This is a genomic window from Bartonella sp. AP19HLJMH (assembly GCF_042196245.1).
GTDB lineage: Bacteria > Pseudomonadota > Alphaproteobacteria > Rhizobiales > Rhizobiaceae > Bartonella.
Genome location: NZ_JBHIPX010000001.1, coordinates 152,121 through 168,855, shown reverse-complemented (window position 1 = coordinate 168,855; position 16,735 = coordinate 152,121). Strand labels below are relative to the sequence as shown.

The 16,735-nt window shown below is 37.5% G+C and carries 12 protein-coding genes and 2 pseudogenes; 6 read left to right on the top strand and 8 right to left on the bottom strand.

The window, feature by feature from the left end:
- Positions 1-27: 27 nt before the first annotated feature.
- Together ACFINR_RS00685 and ACFINR_RS00680 are read right to left on the bottom strand one after the other, a co-directional pair.
- Positions 28-1,368 (bottom strand): ATP-binding protein, encoded by a 1,341-nt coding sequence (locus tag ACFINR_RS00685; RefSeq protein ID WP_375631648.1) that lies wholly within the window; start codon positions 1,366-1,368, stop codon positions 28-30.
- Between the two features lie 8 nt (positions 1,369-1,376).
- Positions 1,377-2,081 (bottom strand): response regulator, encoded by a 705-nt coding sequence (locus ACFINR_RS00680; RefSeq protein WP_375612976.1) that lies wholly within the window; start codon positions 2,079-2,081, stop codon positions 1,377-1,379.
- A gap of 143 nt (positions 2,082-2,224) precedes the next feature.
- Here ACFINR_RS00680 and ACFINR_RS00675 point away from each other — a divergent pair, with 143 nt between their 5' ends.
- The gene (locus ACFINR_RS00675; protein ID WP_375631652.1) at positions 2,225-2,875 is read left to right on the top strand and encodes an MBL fold metallo-hydrolase; all 651 of its coding nucleotides are present in this window, start codon (positions 2,225-2,227) and stop codon (positions 2,873-2,875) included.
- 69 nt (positions 2,876-2,944) lie between these two features.
- On the opposite strand, the gene ACFINR_RS00670 is transcribed toward ACFINR_RS00675, so the two are convergent.
- Together ACFINR_RS00670 and ACFINR_RS00665 are read right to left on the bottom strand one after the other, a co-directional pair.
- Positions 2,945-3,568 carry a BA14K family protein gene (locus tag ACFINR_RS00670; RefSeq protein ID WP_375620700.1) on the bottom strand — a complete coding sequence of 208 codons (624 nt, stop codon included), beginning with the start codon at positions 3,566-3,568 and terminating at the stop codon, positions 2,945-2,947.
- Positions 3,569-4,040: 472 nt separating this feature from the next.
- A pseudogene (locus tag ACFINR_RS00665) lies at positions 4,041-4,439 on the bottom strand (sensor histidine kinase); the annotation flags it as partial.
- Between the two features lie 4 nt (positions 4,440-4,443).
- On the opposite strand from ACFINR_RS00665, the pseudogene ACFINR_RS00660 reads away from it, so the two are divergent.
- Positions 4,444-4,755 (top strand): annotated as a pseudogene (locus ACFINR_RS00660) (MBL fold metallo-hydrolase); the annotation flags it as partial.
- 69 nt (positions 4,756-4,824) lie between these two features.
- Here ACFINR_RS00660 and ACFINR_RS00655 read toward each other — a convergent pair.
- The 3 genes from ACFINR_RS00655 to ACFINR_RS00645 all read right to left on the bottom strand — a co-directional run bounded on the left by ACFINR_RS00655 (position 4,825) and on the right by ACFINR_RS00645 (position 9,121).
- Positions 4,825-5,610, bottom strand: a complete 786-nt coding sequence (locus tag ACFINR_RS00655; protein ID WP_375631656.1) for a BA14K family protein — start codon at positions 5,608-5,610, stop codon at positions 4,825-4,827.
- A 629-nt stretch (positions 5,611-6,239) separates the two neighbouring features.
- Positions 6,240-8,549, bottom strand: coding sequence for an excinuclease ABC subunit UvrB (gene uvrB, locus ACFINR_RS00650; RefSeq protein ID WP_375652298.1), 2,310 nt, complete (start codon positions 8,547-8,549; stop codon positions 6,240-6,242).
- 257 nt (positions 8,550-8,806) lie between these two features.
- Positions 8,807-9,121 (bottom strand): SH3 domain-containing protein, encoded by a 315-nt coding sequence (locus ACFINR_RS00645; RefSeq protein ID WP_375612971.1) that lies wholly within the window; start codon positions 9,119-9,121, stop codon positions 8,807-8,809.
- Positions 9,122-9,459: 338 nt separating this feature from the next.
- Between ACFINR_RS00645 and greA the strand changes: the two genes are divergently transcribed.
- Both greA and ACFINR_RS00635 read left to right on the top strand, forming a co-directional pair.
- Positions 9,460-9,933: a transcription elongation factor GreA gene (gene greA / locus ACFINR_RS00640; protein ID WP_007347010.1), complete on the top strand. Its 474-nt coding sequence runs from the start codon at positions 9,460-9,462 to the stop codon at positions 9,931-9,933.
- A 17-nt stretch (positions 9,934-9,950) separates the two neighbouring features.
- Positions 9,951-11,009 (top strand): glycosyltransferase family 4 protein, encoded by a 1,059-nt coding sequence (locus ACFINR_RS00635; protein WP_375652297.1) that lies wholly within the window; start codon positions 9,951-9,953, stop codon positions 11,007-11,009.
- Between the two features lie 1,208 nt (positions 11,010-12,217).
- Here ACFINR_RS00635 and ACFINR_RS00630 read toward each other — a convergent pair.
- Complete coding sequence (locus ACFINR_RS00630) at positions 12,218-13,612, bottom strand: TrkH family potassium uptake protein (protein WP_375631664.1); 1,395 nt, start codon at positions 13,610-13,612, stop codon at positions 12,218-12,220.
- Between the two features lie 310 nt (positions 13,613-13,922).
- On the opposite strand from ACFINR_RS00630, the gene trxB reads away from it, so the two are divergent.
- Complete coding sequence (gene trxB / locus ACFINR_RS00625; RefSeq protein ID WP_375631666.1) at positions 13,923-14,879, top strand: thioredoxin-disulfide reductase; 957 nt, start codon at positions 13,923-13,925, stop codon at positions 14,877-14,879.
- A gap of 42 nt (positions 14,880-14,921) precedes the next feature.
- The gene (locus ACFINR_RS00620) at positions 14,922-15,827 is read left to right on the top strand and encodes a LysR family transcriptional regulator (protein WP_273791217.1); all 906 of its coding nucleotides are present in this window, start codon (positions 14,922-14,924) and stop codon (positions 15,825-15,827) included.
- The last annotated feature ends 908 nt before the right edge of the window (positions 15,828-16,735 follow it).

Sequence of the window (16,735 nt, the reverse complement as noted above, 5' to 3'; positions counted from 1 at the left end):
TTTACAGATGGTTTGCGGAAATATTGCTCATAGGGGGACATCAAGAATAGCGCGCACTCCCCCGAGTGGGCTCTCATCTAATTGTATATTGCCACCATGGCTGCGTGCTATGTCTTGAGCAATAGAAAGACCAAGTCCTGTTCCACTTGCATCTTGATTTCGCGCTTTATCAAGTCGAAAGAATGGCTTAAAAACTTCTGTGCGCATATTTTTATGAATTCCAGGTCCATTATCATCGATTATTAATATAAAAGATTCTTGTTGAGAGTTAGCGGTTAGTTTAACAGTCGTGCCGTAACAAAATGCATTTGATACAAGATTGCTGACCAAGCGTGTAAAAGCACGGGGACGTACTTGTATTTCTGTAGGACCTTCAATAGTGTAAGAAAATTGACGTTTGTGAAGATGAGCATCGGCGGAGAATTTTTGCATAAGAGCATTTAAATCAAAAGTCTTGACACTTTCACTTCCTTCACCACGAGCAAAAGCAAGATAATCTTCTAACATATTTTGCATGTCACTTACATCTTGCTCAAGCGGTTTAATATCAAAGTCAGTATTTACTAATGCCAGCTGAAGTTTAAAGCGTGTAAGAATGGTTCTTAAATCATGACTTACTCCTGAGAGCATCATGGTACGTTGTTCAATTTGGCGTTCAATACGTTCACGCATGCGTAAAAAAGCGATGCCTGCACGACGGACTTCATCAGCTCCTTGTGGTTGAAATCCTTTTGGTAAAGGACGACCGCGTCCAAAGCTTTCTGCTGCTTCAGCCAATTGTTGAATCGGTTTGATTTGATTGCGTAAAAAGTAAATTGCTATCAGCAATAAAACAAGAGCTGTTCCTACCATCCAGCTTAAAAAAATAGCAGTATTGGAAGCATAGGCTTGGCTGCGTGGAGCAAAGACGCGTAAAATGTTGTGACCAAGGTGGATACGGATTTCAACAAGATCAGAATCTCCTACGGTATCGATCCAGAAGGGACGGTTAATTTGGCGGGTGATTTCTTCACTTAAAAAATAGTCAAGAATTGCAAAAAATGGCTTAGGTCCTGGAGGGGGTAAGGAGGTAGGAGATAGAATAGAAATATTTAATCCCATACGTTGTTGTGCAATACGCTTGATATCTTCATAGTTATCTTGTTGGGGATATGTTTCAAGAATATCAATAATGGCTGAAATATCATGCACGACAGCCGTTGAAAGACGCTCCGTTACCATTTGCCAATGGCGTTCCATAAAGACATAAGCAATGACCGTTTGCAGAAGCACCATGGGAGCAATGATAATGATCAAAGAGCGAGCATAAAGCCGTTTAGGCATTTTTTTCGTTAACCATCGAAGAAAAAATCTTAAAGGTTTGATCATTCTTGTGCCTATTCAATAGAGAGTTTATACCCTATTCCTCGCACGGTTTGGAGCCATATAGGCAGTGCTGGGTTTTTTTCGATCTTACGACGAAGGCGGTTGATCTGCACATCAATGGCACGTTCACTTATATTGCTGTCATCGGTCGCGAATTTATGGCGCGGAATTGTATCGCCTGCATTTTCGGCAAACATGACCATCATTTCTTGTTCTTTATCTGTTAATTTAATAATTTCTCCTCCTTTTTTGAGTTCGCGTCGTGAAATTGAAAATATATAAGGACCAAAAACTATTTGCTCAATTTTGGGTTGGTGAGGGGGAAAACCACGTCGTAAAATGGCGTTGATGCGAAGGAGAAGTTCACGAGGGTCAAACGGCTTAGCCAGATAATCATCTGCCCCTGCTTCTAATCCACGGATACGATTGTCTATTTCTGATAAAGCTGTTAACATAAAGATAGGGACATCTTTTGTTTGGCGGAGTGAATGAGTGAGATCAATACCGTTTTCGCCAGGCATCATGACATCAACAATAAGAAGATCAAAATCTAAACTTGCTAACAGTCGTCTTGCTTCATTCGCATTAGCTGAAACTGAAACACGAAATCCATTTTTAATGAGAAACTGAAATAAAAGATTGCGAATGCGTGTATCGTCATCAATCACAAGAAGGTGAGGGGCATCGTCACACAAAACTTGAACGTGATTGCTCATTCTTAAAAAACCTTGATAAAAATTTAGTTTACACAAAATGCAAGTTTACATAAGTTGTATAAAGCTGTCGAGCAGCACCTTTACCTTAAAGGAAAGAAAGTTTTATTTATAAATTTAAAAAAGTTATTTTTGAAAAGGATATTATGGGTAGTCTTAATATACATATTATTCCAGTTACGACATTCCAACAAAATTGCACTTTGCTTTTTGATAGTGAATGTAAAACGGGGGTTCTCGTTGATCCTGGTGGTGATTGGCCGCGGATTCAAGACGTAATCGAAAAGAATGGTGTTATCGTTGAGGCTATTTGGATAACACATGGTCATTTTGATCATGTAGGAGCAGCAATGCAAGTGAAAGAAGCGCTTAATGTAAAAATTATCGGTTCACATCGCGATGATAAGCCTGTGATGGATGCCGTGAGCGAAAGCGCAAAAAATTATGGCATCACTGATGCTTGCATTTGTATTCCTGACCAATGGTTAGAAGATGGTGAGTGCGTTCATTTTGCTGGACATGTGTTTAAGGTTTTTCACACCCCAGGACATTCCCCTGGTCATGTTATTTATTTCAATGAAAAACAGCGCTTAGCGCTCTTGGGTGATGTTCTCTTTCGTGGTTCTATTGGACGTACGGACTTCCCCTTCTGTTCTTATGAAAAATTGATGCAATCCCTTCGAGAAAAAGTTTTACCTTTAGGCGATGATGTTTGTTTTATCTGTGGGCATGGTCCCAAAAGTAGCATAGGCTATGAGCGACAAAATAATCCTTTTCTTCAAGATTTTAATATATGAGCAAATAAAAAAAACGCTTTGAAGCGTTTTTTTTGCCATTTAAGACTTTTTAGTAGAGCAGAACAGAAGTTAATTTATTGGGGCATAACAAACGTGTTCCAAACCATTACGGTCTCGGAAAGTTCCTGTTTTAGGGTTGAAAGAACGGTATTTTTTCTTGCAATATTGAAGCCAATCAGATTCTAATGATTGTTGTACTGGCTCATATTCCACCGTTTGCGGAGTTTCATAAATTATCTGTTCTTGTGGAACCTGTTGATATACAATTTGATGCTGTGGTGCGGTTTGATAAACAACTTGTGGCTGTTCTGATTTTTTAAAAATTTTGCCGAGAAGTGCACCTGCTGCAAGAGCAAGAATGCCCATTGCTAAAGCTTCTCCTGAGTTATTTATATTAATACTACTGTGTTTTGTCTTTTTGCGCTCGACATAATGATATGTCTTATGTTCAACATGATGGTGTTGTTGTGCTCCCCATTTATGGCTAACATAATGACGCGTGTGGGGGTTATCAAAAGAGTGATGTTCACTATGAGAAAAATGGGAGCTAAAATTGTGAGACGGTAAACCAGCCTCCCTTCTCATGTCATAGTTATGATACCATGCCATATCCGCAAGCGTTGGATCTAATGGCATCAAAACGGTTACAGTAGACATTGCTGATAATACCGCTAATCTGATCACTTTTTTCATAATGATGCTCCTTGTGTAAATTCGTATTTTTCACATCCTACACGTGTCAAACTGAATAGAGCCTGAACAATTTTGGATTTTATTGTGACAAAAAAATAAAAATTCATTTAGTTAAAACTATTATCAATACAGTAAAATAAAATCATGACAGAATTTTGATTTCAATTAATGTACTCTTCTTAAGGTTAATTAAGCAGCTTGTATTTAGAGCACCAGATTTTTTACTATTGGTTATAAATTATTCATTGATGAGTACTTTTTTATTGCTTGATACAATATGAATTGAACAATAGGTGTATGAACAAAAGTTATCGTTTTTTATTATAGGCTTATGGTGCTAAGATAGAACCTTATTTGTGTGATTGAATACAGTCCTGTTTGACTACTCTCTTGTGAGGCTAAATATTGAGTTCGATATCATATTATAACTGTATAAATATAATATATTGCGGGAACTTTTTTTGATATATGGGAAACATTCTTGTTGGGATATGGCTGTTAGTTTGACAGTATTGGCATGACAAAATGCATTTGACACAAGATTGCTGATGAGACGCGTGAAGGCACGTGGGCGTGCTTGTATTGGTGTAGGGCTTTCAATGGTGTAGGAAAATTGACGTTTGTGAAGATGCGCATCGGTAGAGAATTTTTGCATAAGAGCATTTAAATCAAAAGTTTTAACACACTCACTTTCTTCACTACGGGCAAAAGCAAGGTAATCTTCTAACATATTTTGCGTGTCGCTCACATCTTGTTCAAGCGGCTTGATATCAAAGTCAGTATTTGCTAACGCTTGCTGAAGTTTAAAACGGGTGAGAATGATTCTTAAATCATGGCTTACACCCGAAAGCATCGTGGTGCGTTGTTCGATATAGTTAGAAGATGGTGAGTGTGTGTATTTTGCTGGACATGAGTTTAGGGTTTTACATACACTGGGGCATTCCCCTGGTCATGTTATTTATTTCAATGAAAAAGAGCGCTTAGCCCTCTTGGGTGATGTTCTCTTTCGTGGTTCTATTGGACGTACGGACTTCCCCTTCTGTTCTTATGAAAAATTGATGCAATCCCTTCGAGAAAAAGTTTTACCCTTAGGCGATGATGTTTGTTTTATCTGTGGGCATGGTCCCAAAAGTAGCATAGGCTATGAGCGCCAAAATAATCCTTTTCTTCAAGATTTTAATATATGAGCAAATAAAAAACGCTTTGAAGCGTTTTTTTTTTGCCATTTAAGACTTTTTAGTAGGACGGAACAGAAGTTAATTTATTGGGGCATAACAAATGTGTTCCAAACCATTACGGTCTCGAAAGGTCCCTGTTTTAGGGTTAAAGGAACGGTATTTTTTCTTGCAATAGTTAAGCCAATCAGATTCTAATGATTGCTGGAGTGGCTCATATGCCACCGTTTGCTGCACTTGATAAACTCTTTGATTTTGCGGAACTTTTTGATAAATTACCTGATTTTGTGGTACTATTTGATAAACCACTTGTGGCTGTTCTGGTTTTTTTAAAATTGTACCAAGAATCGTACCTGTTGCAAGACCAAGAATACCCACCGCTAAAGCATCTCCTGAGTTATCTATATGAATATTACTGTGTTTTGTCTTTTTGCGCTCGACGTAATGATATGTTTTGTTTTCAACATGATGATAATGGTGGTGGTGGTGATGATGGTGTTGTTGTTGTTCCGTCTTACTATGTTTGGCTACAGACCTTTCATGTTTGGCTTTAAATCTTCTCTTGTCGTCATCAGAACTCTTGTGGAAATCATCAACAAACTTTTGGAAATCATCAGATAAAAAGCTACGTTTTTTATCAGAACAATGGGAGCGAGAAAAACCGCAAGGCAGAATATCAGCTTTCTTCCTCATTTCCTTTATCGCATCATCTGTTTCTTTACGCATCTTCCTCATCATATCATCTATTTCTCTCGAGATAGAGTCACTACGATTCCATGCCATATCCGCAAGCGTTGCATTTAGCGGCATCAAAACGGTCACAGTTGACATTGCTGATAATACCGCTAACCTGATCACTTTTTTCATAATGATGCTCCTTGTGTAAATTCGTATTTTTCACATCCTACACGTTTCAAACTGAATAGAGCCTGAACAATTTTGGACTTTATTGTGACAAAAAAATAAAAATTTATTTAGTTAAATCTATCGCGGAGACAGTAAAATGAAATCATAACAGAATTTTGATTTCAATTAATGTACTCTGCTTGAGGTTAATTAATAAGTTTGTATTGAGAGTCCACGATTTTTTACTATGGAATATAAACTCTTTATTTAGGGATAATTTTTTATTGTTTGGTACAATATGAATTGAACAATAGGGATATGAATAAAAGTTATCATTTTTTATCATAGGCTTATGGTGCTATGATAAAGTCTTATTTTACTTTATTTGTGTTATAGGACAGTGTCCTATTTGAATATTTTCTTGTAAGGATAAATAATATTGAGTTAGATATCAGAGTATAACTGTATAAAGATAATATATTTTAGAAATTTTTTATAAAATGTTCTCTCTCATGTTGTTTTAGACAAATTGAAGCACCGTTGATGTTGGAGGTTGTCTATTTTTCGGATAACGCTGTTTGCTTTTGAGCTTTCGTCTTTTTTTAGAAGAGCTGAAGATTATTTTATGCGGTTTGAAATTTTTTGCTCCTTCATTGATTGCGTTTTTTTCGTTTTATTGTTGCTTGATTAGGGGTGTTTTTACGAGATTTTCCTTTTTGATTTTCCAAAATACCAGTGTCCATGGTTGGTCCCATGTGTGCAAGGTCTGGTTTGGAGAAAAGACTTGGTTGTAATACGCGCTCATGGGTGGATTGTTCGCTATGATGTGTTAAGGGATTCTCCGCGAGTTCTAGTTCTATCTTTTGTAATTGTTTGATTTCATCGCGAAGACGTGCTGCTTCTTCAAAATTAAGATCAGCAGCTGCTTCATGCATTAATTTTTCGAGGTGTTTAATATGAGATGCTAAATTGTTGCCAACCATATTTTTTTTCTCGATGACATCAGGGATATTTGTACGAATATGGTTGTTTTCATAGCCTGAATTGAGAATATCTCCGATATTTTTTTTGATACTTTTCGGTGTGATATGGTGTTCTTCATTATAGGCTATTTGTTTTTGTCGACGTCTTTGTGTCTCCTGTAAGGCTCGTTTTATGGAACCAGTGATCGTATCTGCATAGAGGATAACACGGCCATCTACGTTACGTGCAGCACGTCCGATTGTTTGTATGAGGGAAGTTTCAGAGCGCAAAAAGCCCTCTTTATCGGCATCTAGAATGGCAACAAAACCACATTCTGGAATATCTAAGCCTTCTCGGAGCAAGTTAATACCGATGAGGACATCAAAGGTGCCAAGCCGAAGATCGCGTAGAATTTCAATGCGCTCTAATGTATCAATGTCAGAATGCATATAGCGTACACGAATACCTTGTTCGTGGAGATATTCAGTTAAGTCTTCGGCCATACGCTTTGTGAGAACTGTCACTAATGTACGGTAGCCTTTTTGAATTGTTTTACGAATTTCATTCACAACATCATCGACTTGATTTTTGGCTGGACGAACCTCTGTTGGTGGGTCAACAAGCCCTGTGGGGCGAATAACTTGTTCTGCAAAAGTGCCGTGAGATTGTTCTATTTCCCACCGTCCAGGTGTTGCGGAGACAGCAATCGTTTGTGGGCGCATAGCATCCCATTCTTCAAAGCGCAAAGGACGGTTATCCATACAAGAAGGGAGGCGAAAACCATATTCTGCTAAGGTTGCTTTTCTACGAAAGTCACCTCGGTACATGCCACCAATTTGGGGAATGGTTACGTGGCTTTCATCGATAAAAACAAGAGCATTATTTGGAATGTATTCGAACAAGGTTGGTGGTGGTTCTCCGGGTTTTCGTCCCGTTAAATAGCGTGAATAATTTTCAATTCCCGGACATGAACCGGTGGTTTCCAACATTTCCAAATCAAAAACTGTACGTTGTTCTAAACGTTGTGCTTCTAAAAGACGTCCAGCTTCGTTCAACTCATCGAGGCGTTGAACGAGTTCCATTTTGATAGATTTCATCGCTTGGTTAAGTGTTGGGCGTGGTATTACGTAGTGTGAGTTGGCATAAATTTTAATTGATTGAAGATCGCCTGTTTTTTGTCCGGTGAGAGGATCAAATTCCGTAATTGTTTCCACTTCATCGCCAAAGAGCGAAATACGCCAAGCACGATCTTCGAGGTGGGCAGGGAAAATTTCGATTGTATCCCCTCGAACACGAAAGGAACCACGAATGAAATTGATATCTTGTCGATAATACTGTTGAGAGACTAAATCAGCCAAGAGTTTTCGTTGATTGAGTTTGTCCCCTTTTGCTATTTGGAAGGTCATAGCAGTATAAGTTTCTACTGAACCAATTCCGTAGATACAGGATACAGATGCGACAATAATGACGTCATCACGCTCTAAGACAGCACGTGTTGCAGCATGGCGCATACGGTCGATTTGTTCATTAATTGAGGATTCCTTTTCAATATAAGTGTCTGAGCGTGCAACATAGGCTTCTGGTTGATAATAGTCATAATAGGAAACAAAATATTCGACGGCATTATGGGGAAAAAAACTTTTAAATTCCCCATAAAGCTGCGCTGCTAGAGTTTTATTGGGAGCTAATATTAAAGCTGGACGCTGTGTTTTTTCAATGATATTGGCCATTGTATAGGTTTTCCCTGAGCCGGTAACACCCAAAAGCACTTGTGTACGTTCATTTTTTTGAATTCCCTCGACCAGAGTTTTAATGGCTTGAGGTTGATCTCCCGCTGGTTTAAAAGATGTTTCGAGTTGAAATGGAATACCACCTTCAGATTTTTCAGGACGAATGGGGCGGTGAGGTGTCCATAATGCACCATTCTTAAAAAGAGGATTACCTGAAGCAATAAGAGCAGAAAGAGCTTCTACTGTTGCAGTAACACCATTTTTCATTGTTGTATCCTTTGATAGAAAAGTGCTGGTGATTTTAAAGAAAATACTAATTTTTACAAATTTATTACGACAACAGCAAAACGTTATTGAACAGATTTATTTTGGTTTATTAGAGCTTTCATTAGGATATTGATCAAGTTTTTATGAGACAAATTCTTCGAAGTATTTCTTTGGAAGGAGCATATTTGTGGTTGTTCGTGAACACTATTGCATTTTTGCCATGATGATATTCAAGAGGGCATAAGTTATTATGGCTGTTATGGAGAATAATCGGTACGTTTGGGCATTAAAGACATTGTATATGTGTGATAAAGATCATTTCCATCTTTAAATGAAAGATAACGAGATGACACCCAACCTATTTGAGTGTTATATCGGATATGGCACCAATTTCCTTCACAGTTTTTAACAAAAACTAATTCTCCAGCAGAGATTAAGCCGCAAAGTGCATATTGAGTGCTGGGACCTGTTCTAAAATTAAGATTTCTCGTAACAAAAGCATCTGCTGCCTCTGATATTGTTGTGGCTAAAAAGAAAGAGCCAAACATAAAAAAAATGACGATTTTTTTCATTTTTCTGTAAAGAATTTCTTTAGAGATTTTCTATCCTTCTCTCTTCATATTCTATATAATTTCTTTTACTAGATTATGATAAAACAGAAAAAAATACAATTCTTTCTTCTTTAGGACACTTTAAAGAGAAGAGTGAAGTTTAACGTTTTAAACACCAAAATGAGATGTTTTAATCACTATTTGTGCATGTTTTGTTTCCTTTATTTATTTTTATATGGAAAACAGCGATACTGTACTATATAATAAAAAAGATCGTAGTTTTCGGATTCCAAAAGTAATTTTGGAAGCCGTTTTTTGTATTTTTATTAAACCTTCCGTGTAATAGAAAGGGACGGATTATGGAAAAAGTTCCGATGACTACAGCTGGTTTTGAGAGTCTTAAAGAAGAGTTGCGTTGGCGTCAACAACAGGAGCGTCCGCGAATTATTGAAGCAATTTCTGAGGCGCGTGCGCATGGTGATTTATCTGAAAATGCTGAGTATCATGCAGCTAAAGAAGCGCAAAGTCATAATGAGGGGCGTATAAATGAGCTTGAAGATTATATCGCACGAGCAGAAGTTATAGATGTCTCGCGTCTTTCAGGTGACAAAATAAAATTTGGCGCAACCATTAAACTCTTGGATGAGGACACTGAAGAAAAAAAAGTGTATCAGATCGTAGGAGATCAAGAAGCTGATGTAAAGGTTGGTAAAATCTCTATTTCTTCGCCTATCGCACGTGCACTTATTGGCAAGCAAGAAGGTGATGTGATTGAGGTGAATGCACCAGGTGGTGCGCATAATTACGAGATCATTAAGGTTCAGTACATTTAAATAACATATGGATTATTATGCGTGTATCTTTGGACGAAACTGAAATTATTGCGCCTCACTTTAAAAGGCGTTTGTCGGGAGTAACATCTACGATTATTCAGCTTATTCCACTGCAACGCGAACAGGGTGTGCGTATATCCACTTTGGGGTTTGGTTTACCACGAACTTTACCGACACTTGCCTTTAAGGACCTTTTCGGACTTTGGAAAAGTCCGAAAGGGAAGCCATTTCGTATTTGGCATGCACGACGCAATATTGAGATGCTTTGCGGGGTGTTTTTACGCGATGTTTTGCGAATGAAGCTTAAACTCATCTTTACTTCGGCATCTCGACGCGAACACAAGCCTTTTACCAAATGGTTGCTTCGTCGTATGGATAAAGTTATCGCTACTAGTGTATGTACGGGAACCTATCTAGAAGTGCCTCATAAGGTTATTATGCATGGAGTGGATATTAGGCGTTTTTCACCCCCCAAAATTCCTGATGATTACTTTCCAGCAACTGGGGTGCCAGGAAAATATGCGGTAGGATGTTTTGGGCGCGTGCGCTATTTAAAGGGTACTGATTTGTTTGTGGACGCGATGATAGCATTATTGCCTGACTATCCCGAATGGACAGCACTTATCGCTGGTCGGACTACAGAACAGCATTATGGTTTTGAAAAGAAATTACGACAGAAGATTGCTGAAGCTGGTTTAAACGACCGCATTATTTTTCTTGGTGAAAGGCTTGATATACCTGTGTGGTATCGCCGTTTATCACTTTATGTAACTCCGTCTCGTTTGGAAGGTTTTGGTCTGACACCATTGGAGGCAATGGCATCACAGACGGCTGTAGTGGCGAGTGATGTAGGAATTTTTAAAGAATTGGTGGTCGAGGGAACAGGAACGGTTGTTCAAGCAGGAGATGGAGCGGCTTTAACAGCAGCAATTGAACCTTATTTTGCTGATGTAGAAAAAACATTGGCAGCCGGAAAGAAAGCTTTAACCCATGTTCGTACTCACTTTCCTTTGGAAAAAGAGGCAAGCAAGATTGGAAGTGTTTACAAAGAACTGTTTGCAGAAAAAACACTTTGATTATTATATCAAAAATCTTTTTGAGGAATGATAAAAAGTATTTTTCTTAAAGGTTTTTCATAGTCATTAAGAAAACAGCTCAATGATATAAATGTTATTTTACAAAATTTATATTGTCTTTAGTAGCACGCTATAAAAAGTTCTCAAAATTTTGGATAAAATATTAAAAATGTATACGCTTGAGAGCGATATGTAGTTTATGATAAAGCATACTAGGAGAGAAGAAAGCTACTTTTATTCATTGATATTTTAGAATAAGAAAATAATGCTTTAACTCAAGTCTGGGGATTTATGCACTATCTTATACGGTGTCGTGCTGATATTGTTCGTTTTGTAAGACTTAAATAGATAGCAAAAAAAACGTTTTCTTGTCTTAAAAAGATAATGATGGTATCTTCATGGATAAAATAGTCGTACATATTTTCAATAAATTCATAATAAGATGGATTTAAGATCAATATATATGATTTTTATAAATAAATTACCTTTTCAATTTAAATAAGAGCTTTGAGTACCGTAAGATTTTCTCATGTAAAATCTGTTGATATTAACAATGAGAGCTATCTTCTTGTACATCACAATTGGAAGAAGGCATGTGGTGGATAAAAACTATTGAAGACAGGGTGTAAAGAGATTTCTTATAAATTGTCTGAAATGCAGGCTGTTACGACATTAATAGAAAGAAAATAATATGGTGGTACTAATTTATATCTTATTTTTTTGTACCGACTTGCACCTTATTGTTATTTAAGTAAAAATGATGGTGCCCATTTTATATCTTTCATGAGGGCTGTCGTGAAATGGGGGTGATGAGTATTGTGAGATGTTTTTTATAAGCTTGTGAGTTCGTAATATAATAGCATTTTTTTTCTATAAGGAGGTAACTCTATTAAAGAGAAAAAACACTTTTATCAGCAAATATTCATATTTTTTGCATGAGAGATTATTCGTAAAAAAGAATGTTCTATGCGTCCACTTTATTTGATAAAGAAGATCAATAAAGTGAAGTTTTATATGTTATGGCTTTGAAAATATTGGTATTTGATTGTTTTTGTTGAATTATTTTTATATCATTGATATGATGATTTGTATGGAAATTTTAGAAAATCTTCAGTGGATTGAGTAAGGGGTGAATATTATGACGCATACTGTTCTCGCCTTTTTATCTTGTCAATTTTTTATCATGGTAGCATAAAATACTCTCTGCATTAGAATTGTTCACGCCAGAAAGCGGGAATAAAAAGGACGAATATTGTTATGATTTCAAGGCGTCCAGCTAACATTAGAAAACTTAAAATCCATAAAGCATGGTCGTTGATTGTAGAGAAATTACCAGTGGGGCCAATAATATCTCCAAAGCCTGGACCAACATTTGAAAGTGCGGTTAAGACCCCCGTAAAGGCAGAGGTAAAGTCAAGACCGGTTGTAAGCAAAAGTGCAGTGCCGATAACAAGGCAAAACATATAAAGACAGACAAAAAACAAAACGGCTTGAGCAACATCATTTGATATATTTGAGTGATCGTAGCGCGCTTTTACAACGACATTAGGAGAAAGAAGTTTTTCTATATTTGTTTGTGTAATACGCCAAAGAATAATGAGGCGATTGATTTTCATGCCACCAGAAGTAGAACCAGCACATCCGCCTGTAAAAGAAACAATGAAGAAAATTCCAAGCGCAAACGGTCCCCAAAGTTGATAATCTTCAGCGCTATAACCTGTGGTGCTAATAATGGATGAAAGGTGAAAAATGACATCAAGAAAAATTAAGTGGAACGCGCGATGATCATAAAACCGTAGCCATGCCGCTAAAGCAAAGCTGAAAAGGAGAACGATATGGAGAAAAACAATCACTTGTGGGTCAAGGAAGCGTTTGGAGTGTCCAGGAAGGACTAATTTAACATAAAGTACGAAAGGTAAAGCAGAAAGCAACATGAAGATTGTTGAAATAATTAAGATGGCTGGTGTATCAGAAAAATAGCCAAAAGAAGCATCATGCGTTGAAAAACCAGCTGTTGCTACTGTACTCATTGCATGGTTAATGGCATCAAATAAATTCATGCCTGCAGCAAAATAAGAAAGCATACAAGCCAATGTTAACCCAACATAAGCGATGATAATTCCGTTAGCAATTTGGTTGATGCGAGGCAATATTTTTTCAGATTTATCAGATGATTCCATATGAAAAAGTCGCACGCCACCCACACGCAGTGAAGGCAAAATTAAGAGGGCTAAACCGATAAAACCAATGCCCCCAATCCAGCATATAAGAGAACGCCATAATAAAATACTTCGCGATAAATTATCAAGATCAGAAAGGACTGTGGAGCCTGTTGTTGTAATTCCAGAAACAGATTCAAAAATGGCTCCTGCTAGAGAAATGGGAAGAGGAGAAAGATAAAGAGGTAAGGCACCTACGATGCTTCCTGTAAGCCAAAGACAAACAGTGAGCATAAAGCCAAGCCGTGCTGAAAAGCGACAAGTAGCTCCCTTAGTTGCTAAAAGAATCAGCGTTGCTAACATGGTGGTTATGGCACAAGAATAGAGAAAGCTTATCCAATTACGATTGTTGTCGTGCAAATCCACAAAAATTGGCAAAAGCATTGCTCCTCCCATGATTAAGGCAAAACGTGCACAGACATTGATAATAAATTGAAAAATGATCGTTCCCTATCTTTGTATCTCTTTTTATTATGGTTTTGTGCTCATAAGAAGTTACATTGTTCTCTTTATAGGATAAGGATTAATTCTTAACATTAGCGTGCCTTGATGAATTAGTAATCAGACCTTTTCATAAAACTTGAAAAGAAGTATACATAACATAATTAGGGCTCTTGAAAAATATTTTTTTAAAAGGCTGCATTCCGTTATCATTTATAGAATAATTAATTTATAATAAAGTGAAGGGGATTTAATGGTACAATCGCATATTCGTCTGCTGATTATTGGCTCAGGTCCGGCTGGTTATACAGCGGCGATCTATGCAGCAAGAGCAATGCTTAAGCCGGTTTTGGTGACGGGCTTGCAGCAGGGTGGACAATTAACAATTACAACTGATGTTGAGAATTATCCAGGTTTTGCAGATCCCATTCAAGGACCATGGTTGATGGAACAAATGGCAAAACAAGCTGAGAATATGGGGACAAAAATTGTCTATGATACAATTATAAAGGCTGATTTGTTGAAGTATCCTTTTGTCTTATATGGGGATTCAGGAACACAATATTCTTGTGATGCACTGATTATTGCAACAGGAGCTCAAGCGCGCTGGCTTGGTTTAGAAAGTGAACAGACCTTTATGGGCGGAGGTGTTTCCGCTTGTGCTACATGTGATGGCTTTTTTTATCGTGATAAGGACGTTATTGTCGTGGGAGGAGGAAATACGGCTGTTGAAGAAGCACTTTATTTATCGCATTTGGCTAAAAGTGTAAGCGTGGTTCACAGGCGGGGGCAGTTTCGGGCAGAAAAAATTTTACAAGATAGGTTGCTGGCTTGTAATAATGTGCGTGTTCTTTGGGATCATGTGGTTGAAGAAATTGTGGGGCTGCCAGCTCAAGATTCAAAGGGCGCTGTTGTAACAGGGGCACGTCTGAAAAATGTTAAGACAGGTCACGAGATGAAAGTGAATGCAGAGGGCATATTTATTGCCATTGGGCATGATCCTGCTGTTTCTCTGTTTGAAGGACAGCTGAAACAAAAACGAGGCGGCTATTTATGGACAGCACCCGACTCAACAGCAACAAGCATTGCTGGTGTTTTTGCTGCTGGGGATGTGACAGATGAAACATTCCGCCAAGCTGTAACAGCTGCGGGAAGAGGATGTATGGCAGCGTTGGAAGCAGAACGGTTTTTGGATATACCCAGGCGTTAGTCACTCATTGAGAACATAGAGAATATAGAGGTAGAATTAATTGTGGCGCCACCGTTGGATTGGGATAAGTTAAGGGTTTTTCACGCTGCAGCAGAAGCGGGATCTTTTACGCATGCTGCTCAAAAACTTCATTTATCTCAATCAGCCGTTTCACGACAGGTTTCGGCTTTAGAACAAGAGGTTGGGGTATCCTTATTTCAACGTCATGCGCGTGGTTTGATTCTTACAGAACAGGGAGAAACTCTTTATCGTACAGCTCATGATGTTTTGATGAAGCTTGAAAGTGTGCGTTTGCAATTAAGTGAAAGCTATGCAAAACCAACGGGGCACTTGCGTGTGACCTCGACCTTTGGAATGGGGGCAGGGTGGATTGCAGAGCGTATGCCAGAATTTCTTAGTCTTTATCCTGATATGCAGGTTCAGCTTTTGCTTTCCGATGAAGAGCTTGATTTGACAATGTGTCATGCGGATTGTGCTGTTCGCTTACATCAACCCAAACAACCTGATCTTATACAAAGAAAACTCTTTACAATTCATATGCATGTCTATGCTTCGGAAAAGTATATTGCAAATTATGGAAAGCCGGAAAAATTGTCTGATCTCGATGAGCATCGTATTATTTCGTTCGGTGAACCTGTTCCACCTTATTTGTCTGGTTTAAATTGGTTGGAAAAGGCTGGTAGAAGTGATGGATCATTGCGCGTTTCAGTTTTACAAATCAACAATATCATCTCAATAAAGAATGCGCTTATGCGTGATCTTGGGATTGCTGTGCTTCCTGATTATATCGTCAATAATGATGAGCATTTAGTGCGCCTTTTTCCTGATATGGTTGATATTCCTTCTTTTGATACTTTTTTTTGTTATCCTTATAATTTAAAGAATTTGGCAAGGTTAAATGCTTTTCGAGATTATATTTTTTTAAAAGCTCGCCAGTGGTCTTTTTAATATTAATATCTTAATTTATAAGGAATAATTAGCTGTTTTGCAACTTGAGACTCCCGTAATATTCTTTCGTTTCAAATTTGCCTATATTGAATCAATTAAAATTATTTGTTGCACATTAAAAGTGGAGGGAGTTCGTACGGGTAAATATTTTTGAAAAGAGGGATAAATGTTTTTTATGAATGCTAGCAACCGTGAGGGTTATTATATATTGAAAAATGGACAATCGTGTGATGGTGTAGTTAACATTTTTACTATTTAATTAAAGAGAGTGGTACATGATGGAGACAAATTTAAAGCTATGTGTTTATTGCATAGCAGATACGCTTAAGTCTTTATTGTGCTTTTCCTTATAAAATGACATAGAATACTATCTCTTGATTATGTTGCCTCCCAGTTTCGTTTTCTTGAGTGTTCCCTTACGAAGATCTATCAGATTGATTTTATCTCTGAGGATTTTCCAAATTTGCCGGACATATGTCCGGCTTTTTTTTTAATTTTTGAAAGAGTCCCTAGAAATTGCAATATATGGGAAGATGATAAAGAAAAAATTTCGAAACTGGTGGATATCCAACAATTTTTTTAAGAATACTAAAATTCAATGAGGAGTTTGAGAGGGGATATTCTATTGTACTGTAAAAGTCTGTCTTTTAGGGGTGTGATATAAAATATTTAAAACCTTATACATGAAGTGCTTTTTATTAGAATGTGAGGTGAATATTTAAGGCAGGTCTTGTTCATAAAGCCTATGAAGTAAATCAAGTAGTTATTAAATAGAACTTAAAGGAAACTGGATTGCTTACACAACGATGGGAGGTGGCTTCTTCTTCGTTTTAGGACGAAGAAGAAGCTGAGAAATAGAAGAGATTTTATTGTAAGGGCCTTTGATTATAAGGGCAATTGTGTTTAAA